This window comes from Pseudofrankia saprophytica (genome assembly GCF_000235425.2).
Classification (GTDB): domain Bacteria; phylum Actinomycetota; class Actinomycetes; order Frankiales; family Frankiaceae; genus Pseudofrankia; species Pseudofrankia saprophytica.
Window position 1 is genome coordinate 5,334,950 of record NZ_KI912266.1, and the last position, 12,588, is coordinate 5,347,537.

Annotated in this window: 12 protein-coding genes; 6 read left to right on the forward strand and 6 right to left on the reverse strand. The window is 71.6% G+C overall.

The window, feature by feature from the left end; translation table 11 throughout:
- Window positions 1-178: 178 nt before the first annotated feature.
- Both FRCN3DRAFT_RS0222415 and FRCN3DRAFT_RS0222420 read left to right on the forward strand, forming a co-directional pair.
- Window positions 179-4,432: a SpoIIE family protein phosphatase gene (locus FRCN3DRAFT_RS0222415; protein WP_007509058.1), complete on the forward strand. Its 4,254-nt coding sequence runs from the start codon at window positions 179-181 to the stop codon at window positions 4,430-4,432.
- Window positions 4,429-4,737 carry an STAS domain-containing protein gene (locus FRCN3DRAFT_RS0222420; protein WP_007509056.1) on the forward strand — a complete coding sequence of 103 codons (309 nt, stop codon included), beginning with the start codon at window positions 4,429-4,431 and terminating at the stop codon, window positions 4,735-4,737. The genes FRCN3DRAFT_RS0222415 and FRCN3DRAFT_RS0222420 overlap by 4 nt, the downstream gene beginning before the upstream one ends.
- A 109-nt stretch (window positions 4,738-4,846) precedes the next feature.
- Here FRCN3DRAFT_RS0222420 and msrA read toward each other — a convergent pair whose 3' ends face one another.
- Window positions 4,847-5,368: a peptide-methionine (S)-S-oxide reductase MsrA gene (gene msrA / locus FRCN3DRAFT_RS0222425; RefSeq protein ID WP_007509055.1), complete on the reverse strand. Its 522-nt coding sequence runs from the start codon at window positions 5,366-5,368 to the stop codon at window positions 4,847-4,849.
- On the reverse strand, window positions 5,369-5,833 hold the full coding sequence (gene msrB / locus FRCN3DRAFT_RS0222430) for a peptide-methionine (R)-S-oxide reductase MsrB (protein ID WP_007509053.1): 465 nt from the start codon (window positions 5,831-5,833) through the stop codon (window positions 5,369-5,371).
- Window positions 5,834-6,049: 216 nt separating this feature from the next.
- Between msrB and FRCN3DRAFT_RS0222440 the strand changes: the two genes are divergently transcribed.
- The 3 genes from FRCN3DRAFT_RS0222440 (at window position 6,050) to FRCN3DRAFT_RS0222450 (ending at window position 7,556) form a co-directional block, all read left to right on the forward strand.
- Window positions 6,050-6,421, forward strand: coding sequence for an ArsR/SmtB family transcription factor (locus FRCN3DRAFT_RS0222440; protein WP_007509052.1), 372 nt, complete (start codon window positions 6,050-6,052; stop codon window positions 6,419-6,421).
- A complete protein-coding gene (locus tag FRCN3DRAFT_RS0222445; protein ID WP_007509050.1) occupies window positions 6,418-6,915 on the forward strand; it encodes an SRPBCC family protein in 498 nt (165 codons plus the stop codon). The genes FRCN3DRAFT_RS0222440 and FRCN3DRAFT_RS0222445 overlap by 4 nt, the downstream gene beginning before the upstream one ends.
- Window positions 6,916-7,130: 215 nt before the next feature.
- On the forward strand, window positions 7,131-7,556 hold the full coding sequence (locus tag FRCN3DRAFT_RS0222450) for a hypothetical protein (protein ID WP_007509049.1): 426 nt from the start codon (window positions 7,131-7,133) through the stop codon (window positions 7,554-7,556).
- A gap of 27 nt (window positions 7,557-7,583) precedes the next feature.
- On the opposite strand, the gene FRCN3DRAFT_RS0222455 is transcribed toward FRCN3DRAFT_RS0222450, so the two are convergent.
- From FRCN3DRAFT_RS0222455 to FRCN3DRAFT_RS0222470, 4 genes are read right to left on the reverse strand one after another with little or no spacing between them, the layout of a single operon-like run.
- Window positions 7,584-8,087, reverse strand: a complete 504-nt coding sequence (locus tag FRCN3DRAFT_RS0222455; protein WP_007509047.1) for a CoA-binding protein — start codon at window positions 8,085-8,087, stop codon at window positions 7,584-7,586.
- A gap of 7 nt (window positions 8,088-8,094) precedes the next feature.
- Window positions 8,095-9,420: an O-acetylhomoserine aminocarboxypropyltransferase/cysteine synthase family protein gene (locus FRCN3DRAFT_RS0222460; RefSeq protein WP_007509045.1), complete on the reverse strand. Its 1,326-nt coding sequence runs from the start codon at window positions 9,418-9,420 to the stop codon at window positions 8,095-8,097.
- Window positions 9,417-10,619, reverse strand: coding sequence for a homoserine O-acetyltransferase MetX (gene metX, locus FRCN3DRAFT_RS0222465; protein ID WP_007509043.1), 1,203 nt, complete (start codon window positions 10,617-10,619; stop codon window positions 9,417-9,419). The genes FRCN3DRAFT_RS0222460 and metX overlap by 4 nt, the downstream gene beginning before the upstream one ends.
- A 15-nt stretch (window positions 10,620-10,634) precedes the next feature.
- Entirely contained in the window at window positions 10,635-11,183 is a 549-nt protein-coding gene (locus tag FRCN3DRAFT_RS0222470) for an OsmC family protein (RefSeq protein ID WP_007509040.1), read from the reverse strand.
- Between the two features lie 72 nt (window positions 11,184-11,255).
- Between FRCN3DRAFT_RS0222470 and FRCN3DRAFT_RS0222475 the strand changes: the two genes are divergently transcribed.
- Window positions 11,256-12,542, forward strand: coding sequence for an NAD(P)-binding domain-containing protein (locus FRCN3DRAFT_RS0222475; RefSeq protein WP_027140842.1), 1,287 nt, complete (start codon window positions 11,256-11,258; stop codon window positions 12,540-12,542).
- Window positions 12,543-12,588 lie beyond the last annotated feature (46 nt).

A 12,588-nucleotide genomic window follows, 5' to 3' on the forward strand; every position in this document is an offset into this window, starting at 1 on the left:
CGAGACGCGGACTGGCGCATGCTGGCGAGGTCGCGCTGACCACCTGAGCTGGCCCGGAAGCGAGCCAGCTCGGAAGCGAGCCGCTCGGAAGCGGTCGGTGTTGGGCATGGCGCCAGAACACTGTTTCCGCTGTGTCGTCAGGAGAGGCTTTCCGCCGTAAGGGCGAGAGGACGGCCCCGTGAGCAGTGGAGCCGACGGCGGGGCGCGAGCGGTCGCCCCGACGGCGGCTGGGGTGTTCGCCGCCGACGAGGAGGTCGGCCGGGACCTGGCGGCGGTCGACTGGTCGGCGACGCCGATCGGCGAGCCGTCCGGATGGCCGCAGAGCCTGCGGACCGCGGTGAGCATCCTGCTGTCGTCGCGGTTCCCGATGTGGATGGCGTGGGGCCCGCGGCTGACCTTCTTCTGCAACGCGGCCTACCGCCGCGGCACCCTGGGACAGAAGTACCCGTGGGCGCTGGGCCGCCCGGCTGGCCAGGTGTGGGAGGAGATCTGGGAGGACATCAGCCCCCGTATCGACCGGGTGCTGGCCACGGGCCAGGCCACCTGGGACGAGGGGTTGATGCTCTTCCTGGAACGCTCGGGATATCCGGAGGAGACCCACCACACCTTCTCCTACAGCCCACTGCGCGACGATCAGGGCGCGGTCGTCGGGATGCTGTGTGTGGTCATTGAAGACACCGAACGTGTCATCGGCGAGCGGCGCATGACCACGCTGCGGAACCTCGGCTCGGATCCGAGCGTGCTGCGCACCGAGCAGGAGATGCTGGAGTTCACGGCGGACCAGCTGGGCCGCAACCAGCGCGACCTGCCGTTCACCCTGACCTACCTGTGCGACGACGACGGCGGCGCGCGGCTCGCGGCGACGACCGGGATCGCGAGCGGTCATCCGGCCGCCCCGCGGTACCTGCCGACGGCCGACGACGCCGGGGTGTGGCCTGCCGCGTCGGCGGCCCGGGGCGAGTCGGTACTCGTCGACCTCGACAGCCCACCACTCGACGGACCGGCGCCGGACGGATCGGCGCGGGGCGCGCTGCCGGCCGGCGACTGGCCACGGCCGCCGGCCCAGGCGCTGGTCGTGCCGCTGCTCCAGCACGGCGGTGCGCCGCTGGGGTTCATGGTGGCCGCGCTGAACCGGTATCGCCCGCTGGACGAGCGTTACCGCGGTTTCGTCGACCTGGTCGCGAGGCACGTCGCCACCGGGGTCCTCAGTGCCCGCAGCTATCGGGCTCAGCAGCGGCGGGCCGAGGAGCTGGCCGAGCTGGACCGCGCCAAGACCGCCTTCTTCGCCAACATCAGCCATGAGTTCCGCACCCCGCTGACCCTGATCACCGGGCCGGTGCAGGAGCTGCGGACCCACCTCGCCGACGCCGAGCCCGCGGTGCGGGAGGAGGTGGAGGTCATCCACCGCAACGGGCTGCGTCTCGGCAGGCTGGTCAACGCCCTGCTGGACTTCTCCCGGATCGAGGCCGGGCGCATGCGGGCCACCTACCAGCCGGTCGACCTGGCGGCGCTGACCGGGGAGCTGGCCAGCGTGTTCCGGTCCGCGATCGAGAAGGCCGGGCTGCGGTTCGACGTGGAGTGTCCCCCGCTGCCCGCCACGGTCTACGTCGACCGTGGCATGTGGGAGAAGGTGATCTTCAATCTGCTGTCCAACGCGGTCAAGTTCACCTTCGACGGTGCCGTCGCCGTCCGCGTGGGCGCCGAGGGCGACCAGGCGGTCGTCACGGTCGCCGACACCGGCGTCGGCATCGCCGAGGCGGAGGTGCCACGGCTGTTCGAGCGGTTCCACCGCGTGGAGCACGCCCGGTCCCGCTCCAGCGAGGGCAGCGGCATCGGGCTGGCGCTGGTCAGGGAGCTCGTCGGCATGCACGGCGGGGCCATCACCGCCTCCTCGGCGCAGGACCAGGGCACGACCTTCACGATTCGCCTGCCCTTCGGCCACGCCCACCTGCCGGCCGACGCCGTGGACGATGGCGGGGCGGCGGTGACGACCTCGGTGAGCGCCGAGCCGTTCGTGCGGGAGGCGCTGCGCTGGCTGCCCGGCACCGCGGCCGCGGACGGCCAGCGCGCCGAGCAGAACGGCGAGGCCTTCCTCGCGCGGGCCGACGCACCCGACCCATCCGTCACGGCCGACGCCAGCCGCCGGGACCGGCCCGCGCGGGTGCTGGTCGCCGACGACAACGCCGACATGCGCGAGTACCTGACCCGTCTGCTCTGGAGCGCCGGGCACCAGGTCAGGACGGTCACCGACGGTCAGGCCGCGTTGGACGCCATCCGCGCCGAGCTGCCCGACCTGGTCGTCAGCGACGTCATGATGCCCCGGCTGGACGGGCTGGGCCTGGTGGCCGCGCTGCGCGCGGACGGGCGCACCGCGAGCGTCCCCATACTGCTGCTGTCCGCGCGCGCCGACCAGGAGGCCTCCATCGAGGGGCTGGAGGCGGGCGCGGACGACTACCTGGTCAAACCGTTCGCCGCGGCCGACCTGCTGGCGCGGGTACGGGCCAACGTGGAGCTGGCCCGGCTGCGCAGCCAGCACGCCCGGTGGCGCACCGCCCTGCTGGACTCGCTGCAGGAGGGGTTCTTCGTCAGCGACCCCGACGGCACGGTCATCGAGATCAACGCCACGTTCGCCGAGATCCTCGGCTACGGGCCAGAAGGGGCTCCCTACCGGCCGCCGCTGCCCTGGTGGCCCGATCCCGACACCGACCCGCACGCCTACCAGCGGGTCCGCCGCGAGTTCTCCCGCCTGGTCGAGAGCGTCACCGGCGCGGCCGATCTCCCGCTGGTCCACCGCGACGGGCACCGGGTCTGGCTGCGGGCCACCTTCAACCGGGTCGAGGACCCGGAGACCGGCCGGTACGTGATCGTGGGCACCGTCCGCGACATCACCGCCGAGCACTTCGCCGTCCAACGCGACACCGCCCTGGCCGCGCTCGCCGACCAGCTCGCCCAGGCCGACACCGTGCCCGATGCCCTGGCCGCCGCGGTGACCGAGCTGCGCCGCACCTGGTCGGCCACCCGCGTGGTCATCGCCGCCTTTCCCGCCAGCTCCACCGGCCACCGCGAGGAACCGGACCTGCTGTACACCAGCGACCACAGCCGGTGGCCCGAGCTGACGCCACGGCTGCGGCAGGAGCTGTCCGGGCTGTGCGAGGCACCGCTGCTGACCCCCCAGCTCCATCAGCCCGGCCGCGCCGGGGTCACCGTCGGCTATCCCGGCGGGGTGCTGGTGGTGTGGATCGACCTCGGCCGGCGCCCGGTCGGTGCCGAGGACCATGCGCTGCTGTCGGTACTGGCCGGTCGGCTGGGCCAGGGTCTGCACCGGGTGTACGAGATCGACCAGCAGCGCGAGGCCGCGGTGGCCCTGCAACACGCCATCCTGGGGCCCGCGAGCCTGCCCGGCGGGTTCGCGGTGCGCTACCAGCCGGCCATCCGCCCGCTGCAGGTCGGCGGTGACTGGTACGACACCGTGCCCCTGGCCAGGGACCGCATCGGCATCGTCGTCGGCGACTGCGTGGGCCACGGGCTGGACGCCGCCGCGGTGATGGGCCAGCTGCGCAGCGCCTGCCGCGCGCTGCTGCTGGAGCACTCCAGCCCCGCGCGGGCCCTGACCGGCCTGGACCGGTTCGCCGCGCTGCTGCCCGGAGCGGAATGCACCACCGTCTTCTGCGCCATGCTCGACCCGGTCACCGGCGAGCTGGCGTACAGCAGCGCCGGGCATCCGCCACCGATTCTCGTACGGGCCGACGGCACCACCTCGACCCTGGACGGCGGCCGCGGCATCCCTCTGGGGCTGCGCGTCGACCAGCACCGGGGGCAGGACAGCCTCGTGATCCCGGCACGCGCGACCCTGCTGCTCTACACCGACGGGCTGGTCGAACGCCGCCGCCGCTCCCTGGACGAGGGCATCGCCCGCGCGGCGGCCACCGTCCACGACGGCCGCGCCATGCCGGTGGAGGAGTTGGCCAGTCATCTGATGGCCACCCTCGCTCCCGAGGACGGGTATGAGGATGACGTGGCGCTGCTGCTCTACCGCCCGCCGGGGCCGCTGGAGGTCGACTTCGTGGCCGCGGCCAGCGAGCTGGCCCCGGTCCGGCACACCGTCCGGAACTGGCTGCGGCGCTGCGACCTGGACACCCAGCAGATCAACGACGTGCTGATCGCCATCGGCGAGGCCTGCAACAACGCCGTCGAACACGGCCACCGTGACCACCCCGCGGGGATGATCCGGCTGCGCGCCGCCGCGCTGGCCGACCGGCTGTGGGTGTCCGTTACCGACAGTGGGCGTTGGAAGCCCCGTGATCCCGAGGCCACCGCGCGGGAGCACCGCGGCCGCGGGATCGCGCTGATGCGTGGCCTGATGTACCGGGTCACCATCGACACCACCGAGGGGGGGACCATCGTCGAGATGTACGCGAGGATCGCCACGTGAGCAGCCCGCTGACCCTGCGTACCGATCGCCACCCCGACGGCCGGCCGATCCTGGCCGCCCGCGGTGAGATCGACATGACCAACCTGCCCGAGTTCCGCGCCGCCCTCGCCGCAGCGGTGGTCGAGGCCACCCCGGTGGTGGTCGACCTCACCGCCGTCGACTACCTGGACAGCGGCGCGATCAACGCCCTGTTCGTGCACGCCGAGCACCTGCACCTGGTCTGCAACCCGGTCCTGCTACCAGCCCTGCGCATCAGCGGCCTGACCGAGCTGGCCACCGTCGAGACCTCCGACGGGAATCCCTGACCGGCTGACCCCGCCCAGACCGAACTCCCAGGGGTAGCCGGTAGCCGTCGAGGCGAGGGGCACCCGGGCGCGGGGTGCCCCTCGATCAGGAGCGGTCAGTCAGGAGCGGTCAGTGTGCCGCCGACTCCGCGCGGTGGGGGAGCTTCCAGCCCGGCCGCACGTAGTGGCAGGTGTAGCCCTCCGGGTAGTTCTGCAGGTAGTCCTGGTGCTCTGGCTCCGCCTGCCAGAACGGACCGGCCGCAGCGACCTCGGTGACGACCTTCCCCGGCCAGATGCCGGAGGCGTCGACGTCCGCGATGGTGTCCTCCGCGACCCGCTTCTGCTCCTCGTCGGTGTAGAAGATCGCCGACCGGTAGCTGAGGCCGACGTCGTTGCCCTGCCGGTTCCTCGTCGACGGGTCGTGGATCTGGAAGAAGAACTCCAGCAGGTCCCGGTAGGAGATCCTGGCCGGGTCGAAGGTGATCTCCAGTGCCTCGGCGTGGGTGCCGTGGTTGCGGTACGTCGCGTTGGGTACGTCGCCGCCGGTGTAACCCACCTCGGTGTCCAGCACGCCGGGGAGCTTGCGGACGAGCTCCTCGACTCCCCAGAAACAGCCGCCGGCCAGGACGGCCTTCTCCGTCGCGGTGCTCATCTACTCCGCCTTCCCCTCTTTGTCCTCAAAAAGCTGCCGATAGGCGCCGTAGCCCGCGCTCTCCAGCTCGTCCACCGGGACGAAGCGGAGGGCCGCCGAGTTCAGGCAGTACCGCAGGCCGCCGGCGTCCGCCGGGCCGTCGTCGAACAGGTGGCCGAGGTGGCTGTCACCGTGCGCCGACCGGACCTCGGTACGCCGCATCCCGTAACTGGTGTCGACCTTCTCGATCACGTTGCCCGGCTCGATCGGCACCGTGAAGCTCGGCCAGCCGGTGCCGCTGTCGAACTTGTGCACCGACGCGAACAAAGGCTCGCCGGAAACGACGTCGACGTAGATCCCCGGCCGCTTGTTGTCGCAGTACTCACCGGTGAACGCTCGCTCGGTGCCGCTTTCCTGGGTCACCCGGTACTGCTCCGGCGTAAGCCGCGAAATGGCCGCAGGGTCCCTGCTGTAGGTCTCTGGCATCTCGTCCCCTCGACGGTGGCGCACCTGACCACCTGAACGCCGCTGAACACCCGTTTGTGCCCGGAGCGCGCCAGCACGGGCGCGGGCCGCGGGCCGCGGGCCGCGTCGGAGATCCGGGCCAGGGCGATCAGCGCGATCAAGGCGACCGGCGCGAGCGGCGGCGCGGCGGTCACCAGCTCCTTGCCGAAATGGTAACTGAAAGGTTACCATTTTCGGGTGGACGTCTTCGGCGCGCTCGCGGACCCGGTCCGGCGGTCGCTGCTTCGGCGACTCGCCGCCGGGCCGCGGCGGGTGGTCGACCTGGCCGCGCCGTACGACGTGTCCCGCCCGGCGGTCAGCAAGCACCTGCGGCTGCTGACCGAGGCAGGTCTCGTCGACGTCGTCGACCGAGGCCGCGAACGCCACTACACGCTGCGCCCGGCGGGGCTGGACGAGGTCCGCGCGTTCCTGGCCGGCCTCGCCGCGCCCGACCTGGGCGCACTGCTGTCGGGCAACGCCCTCGACGCCCTCGACACGGAGGTGCGCCGCGCCGGCCGCGACCGCCGCGCCGCGACAACCCGACGCCAGCCCGAACAGGAGACCGCATGACGCCGAAGCCGACCGGCCGCATCGAGCGACGGGGCGAACAACACGTACTGGTCCTCACGCGCACGTTCCGCGCGCCCGTGTGGGACGTGTGGGCAGCGGTCACCGAGCCCGAGCGCCTGGCCCGCTGGATCGGCCCCTTCACCGGAGACCCCGCATCGGGCCGGGTGAAGTTGCGGATGACGGAGGAGGGCGACGGGCCGCCGTCCGACGTGGAGATCCGCGAGTGCACGCCGCCACACGTGCTCCGAGTGAGCACCCGCGCCGGCGACGACGGCTGGCTGCTCGACCTCGAGCTCACCGAGACCGACGGCGTCACCACCCTGACCTTCTCCCAGCCGGGGATCGCTCCCGACGCCGCCGAGAACATCGGGCCCGGGTGGGAGTACTACCTCGACCGGTTGATCGCGGCGGAGACCGGTGGCGACCCGGCCGCCGTCGACTTCGACCGCGACTACTACCCGGCGATGCGGGATCACTACCGGACGAGCGACTGACCGCGACGAGGATCCCCGGCGCAGCACAGTGCCGTCGCGGCGGCGGCCGTCATCGGGCGATCGTGGCCATGCCCACGTCGCGTCGCCACCTCGATGCCCGATGCCGATACCGCGTTCGGCCGACGGCCCGTCTTCGCGATGCTATGGTCTGACACGTCAGGGGGGGCTTGGCTGTGGATCTTTCCCAGCCGAGAACTCTGACCCGAGGACTATCCATGATGGATGTCAAGGCGCTGACGGCTCAGGCCGAACTAGCAGCCAAAGCGGTGCCGCTGACCAAATCATCCGAGGGATACGCCGCCGCCGTCGCACGGGCAACGGACCTCTATGAGAAGGCTCAGTCGGCGGCGTCGATGTTGGGACCGGCTGATCCGATCCGACTCGAATGCGCGCTCAGGTACGCGACATTCCTGTACCGGAAATCCTCCCGTCGCGACGCCTATGCCGTCGCGGAAGAGGCCGCCGCCGTGGCGGAACGCGCGGGCGCCGGCACTGTCTGGTCCGAGTCGGGCATGCTGGTGGCGACGCTTCGCGGCAGGTTGGCAAGCTGGCGAGCCGACCTCTGCCAGACGACGGACGACACGTGGCGTCTCGACCATGAGGCGTTCTCTCTCGCTGACGGAGTCAGTCCGCGAAGGTGACGCTGGCAGCGAACGTCCGCCTGCCGGCTACTGGAGCCCGGCGCGGACGGAGGTGATGCGCTCGGTGTTGAAGCCGAGCCAGTGCATCCGGCCCGCGTAGCGCGCGTGCTCTATCTTCAGGCAGCGGTCCATGACCACCGTCAGACCGCCTTCCTCGGCGATCCGCGCGCCCTCCTCGTTGATCACACCGAACTGGCACCAGAGGGCGCTGGCGTGGATCGCCACGGCCTCCCGCGCGATCGCCGGCAGCGCGTCCGGCGCGCGGAAGACGTTCACGAGGTCCACCGGCACGGGCACGTCGGCCAGGCTTGGGTAACACCGCTCGCCGAGGATCTCCGTCTCCCGGGGATTCACCGGGATGACGCGGTAGCCGTGCCGCTTGAGGTAGTAGCCGACGAAGTAGCTGGCCCGCAGCTCGTTGCTCGACAGCCCCACGACCGCGACCGTCCGCGCGGTGTGCAGCACGCGCTGGATCGTTCGCGGGTCCTGGTAGCGCCCGAGATCGGTCACGTCGTCCCCGAGATCGGTCACGTTGTCGCTACCTCTTTCCCGCTGCCGCGGCGACGTGCGCGAAACCCTGTTCCAGGTCCCAGATCAGGTCCTCGACGGACTCGAGGCCGACCGACAGCCGCACCGTCCCCGGCCCGACGCCGGATGCCCGGAGCTCGTCGTCGCTCAGCTGGCGGTGCGTGGTGCTGGCCGGGTGGATGATCAGGCTTTTCGCGTCGCCGACGTTCGCGAGGTGGGACCAGAGCGTCACGCCGCGGATGAGGTCCTGGCCGCCGTCGCGGCCGCCGGCGCAGTCGAACGAGAACACCGCGCCCGCGCCGCGCGGCAGGTACCTGTCCACCAGCGGGCGGTATTTGCTCGTCGGCAGGCCGGAATAGGTCACGTTGGACGCCAGCTCGTGGGACTCGAGGAACGCCGCGACCGCCCGGGCGTTCTCGACGTGGCGTTCCATCCGCAGCGACAGCGTCTCGAGCCCCTGCAGGAACAGGAACGCGTTCAGCGGCGCGAGCGTCGCGCCGAGGTCGCGCAGGGTCTCGGCCCGCAGCTTCATCAGGTAGCCGTAGGTCCCGAACGTCTCGTGGAACCGCAGGCCGTGGTAGGCCGGCGACGGGTCCGCGATGACGGGAAACCGCCCGTTGGACCAGTCGAAGGTGCCGGCCTCGACGACGACGCCGCCGATGCTCGTGCCGTGGCCGCCGATGAACTTGGTCGCCGAGTGGATCACGATGTCGGCGCCCCAGTCGATCGGCCGGCACAGGTATGGCGTGGCGAACGTGTTGTCGACGAGGAGCGGCAGCTCGTGCTCGTGCGCGATGTCCGCCACGGTCCGGATGTCCAGCACGTTCCCGGCGGGGTTGCCGATCGTCTCGCCGAAGAAGGCCTTCGTGTTCGCGCGCACCGCGCCCCGCCACGCCGCCGGATCGTCCGGATCGACCCACGTCAGCTCGGCGCTCATCTTGCGCAGCAGGTGCTTGAGCTGGTTCACCGTCCCGCCGTAGAGCGCCGAGGACGAGACGACGTGGTCACCCGGCGCCAGCAGCGTGAACAGCGCGGCCGCCTGCGCGGCGATGCCGCTGGCGAACGCCACCCCGCCGACGCCGCCCTCGAGGTTCGCCACCCGTTCCTCGAACACCGCGACGGTCGGGTTCATGATGCGCGAGTACGTGTTGCCGTACTCCTGCAGGTTGAAGTACGCGGCCGCGGACTCCGGGTCCTCGAACACGTAGCTGGTCGTCTGGAAGATCGGCACCGCGCGCGCGCCGGTGTTCGGGTCGGGTCGTTGCCCGGCGTGCAGCTGCCGTGTCTCGAACCCGAACGCACGAGCTTCCTCGACGCGGGCGGACTGGTCGGTCACGAAGGCCTCTCCAGGAAACGGCGAATGATCGGTGTCTGCCTAGCTTCCTCCAGCAGGAAGCAGTCGTGGCCGTACGGCGCGTCGATCACGTGGAACTCGACCGGTTTGCCGAGGGCCCGCAGCGCGTCCGCGATCTGCGCCGACGCGGCCGGTGGGTACAGCCAGTCGGAGCTGAACGCGATCAGCAGCGCCCGTACCGAGACGTTCGCGAGCGCGCGCGTGAGCGACCCGCCGCCGTGCTGCCGGCCGAGATCGAAGTACGTCAGCGCGCGCGACGTGTAGAGGTAGGTGTTCGCGTCGAAGCGCCGGACGAACGAGTCGGCCTGGTGGCGCAGGTAGCTCTCGACCTCGAACTCCGGCTCGGTGATCGTGTAGCGGATGTCGTCGGAGAACTGCAGGCGCCGGCCGAACTTGTCGTCCAGCGCCGGTGCCGACAGGTACGTGACGTGGCCGACCATCCGCGCCAGGCCCATGCCCGCGCTGGGCGCACGGCCCGTGCCGTAGTAGTGGCCGCCCTGCCAGTCCGGGTCCCGCATGATCGCGTCACGGGCTATCGCGTTCCAGGCCAGGCCCTGCGGGTACAGGGCGTGCGTGCTGGCGATGACCACGACGGCGTCGACCTGGTCGGGGAACAGGATCGCCCACTCGAGCGCCTGCATGCCACCGAGCGAGCCACCGGCCACCGCCGCGAGCCGCTCGATACCGAGCTCGTCCAGGAAGGCGCGCTCGGTGCGCACCATGTCGGCGACGGTGATGACCGGGAAGTCCGACCCGTACGGCCGGCCGGTGGCCGGGTCGACGGACGACGGCCCCGTCGTGCCGCGGCACCCGCCGAGCAGGTTGGTGGCGACGACGAAGAACCGGTCGGTGTCGAACGCCTTGCCGGGGCCGATCATCCCGTCCCACCAGCCGAGTCCCGGGCCGGCGGTGCCGTCGCGGTCCCGCGCCCCGAACCCGTCGCGGGTGCTCTGCTCGGGCGGTGTGCGCGAGACGCCGGCCGCGTGGGCGTCACCGCTCAGCGCGTGACACACCAGGATGACGTTGTCGCGCCCGGGCGCGAGCGCGCCGTAGGTCTCGTACGCCACCCGGACCGGGTGCAGCTCCCGTCCGCAGTCGAGACGCACCGGCCTCGGCAGGTCGAGGTAGCGCGTCTCGACACTGCCGACCGAGCCGGGTGCCCTCGCCGAGGCTGACGCCACGGACGCATTCAACGCTCAGGCGACCTCGACCGTCACGTTGGTGGGGTTGGTGAGCGCGTCGAACACGGCGGAGCGCTTCTGGGACTGGGCCACCAGGGCGGCGATGTCCTTCTCCGAGGCGTCCGCGTCGATGGTGAAGGTCACCTTGATGTCGTTGAAGCCGTTGCGAACGTCGCTGTCGACACCGAGGATCCCGCGGATGTCGTGCTTGCCCTCGAGCTGCGCCTCGACCGAGCGCAGCTGGATGCCGCGGTTCTGCGCGACGGACGCCACGCCCGCTGTCAGGCAGCTCGCCAGGCCGACGAGGAGGTATTCGATCGGCGTGATGCCGTTGTCCTCGGCGGCGAAGACCTCGGGGTGGTCGGCGTCGAACACCGTCTCGGCCTTGTGGCTCTGCTCCGCCCCGAGACCGTGGAAGCCCTGGATCGAGGTCGTGCTGTGGACGCCCTGCTTCCACGTGGAGGATGCCCGCCAGGTGAACTGCGCGGCCTCGGGCGCGCCCTTCAGCACCTCGCGCGCGTCGAGCAGCGCCTGGACGTTGACTCCGTTGTCAGCCGTGGTCATGTTGCGTGGCCCCCTCTAGTCCTATTCCCCAGATTCCCCGTGGGGATTCTCGACAATACACTGGTCAGACGGGTGGAACTAGCTGCGAGGAGGCCGGCCATCGAGCGCACCAGCACCGTCGTCATCGGCGCGGGGCACGCGGGCCTCGCCGCGAGCCACTTCCTGAGCGACCGGTCGGTCGACCACGTCGTGCTCGAACGCGGCGAGGTGGCGAACTCCTGGCGACGCGAACGCTGGGACTCCCTGCGGCTGCTCACTCCCAACTGGCAGACCCACCTGCCGAACCAGCGCTACGAAGGCCCCGATCCCGACGGCTACATGACGATGGGCGAGGTGATCGGGTTCATCGAGCGCTTCGCCGAAGTCTCGCGCGCTCCCGTCCGCACCGGCACGAACGTGTCGTCGGTGCGACACGCAGATGACGGATACGACGTCATAACGAGCCACGGCGAGATTCGCTGCCAGACCGTGGTCATCGCGAGCGGCGCCTGCAACCGACCGACGGTGCCGCCGTTCGCCGAGGCGGTGCCGTCGGCCGTCGAGCAGCTGACGCCGTTCGACTACCGCGGCCCCGACGAGCTGCCCGACGGCGGCGTCCTCGTCGTCGGAGCGTCGGCGACCGGCGTGCAGCTCGCGGCCGAGCTGGCGCGGTCGGGCCGGCCGGTGACCCTGTCGGTGGGCGAGCACGTGCGGCTGCCGCGCCTGTACCGCGGGCGCGACGTGCTGTGGTGGATGGACGCGTCGGGCGTGTGGGACCAGCGGCACGATCAGGTCGACGACCTCACCCGGGCGCGGCGGCTGCCCTCGCCGCAGCTCGTCGGGACGCCCGAGCGCCGGACGCTCGATCTCAACGCGCTCGCCGCGATGGGCGTCGAGCTGGTGGGCCGCTGGGCGGCGGTGCGCGACGGCGAAGCGCTGTTCTCCGGCGGCCTGCGCAACCTGTTCTCGCTCGCGGACCTCAAGCTGGAACGCCTGCTGGACACGTTCGACGAATGGGCCCGGATGGACGGCGCCCGAGTGGACGGGGCCCGGGCGCGCGGCGAGCTCGGCGGTCCCGAGCGGTTCGCGCCGACGAAGGTGCCCGAGACGACGCGGCTGCGACTCGACCTGGGCAGCGGGGAGATCCGGGCGATCGTGTGGGCGACGGGCTTCCGACCCGACTACCAGTGGCTCGACCTGCCGGCCCTGGACGCGAAGGGCCGCCTGCGCCACGAGGGCGGCGTGCTCGGCGTCCCGGGCCTGTACGCGCTGGGCCTGCCGCTGCTGCGGCGGCGGAAGTCCACCTTCATCCACGGCATCGAGGACGACGCGCGCGAGGTGATCGACCACCTCGCCGGGTACCTGGCCGAGCGCCGCTGACCGCACGTCGTCGACGGCCGAGGCTCGCGCGTGGCCGCGCACCCGC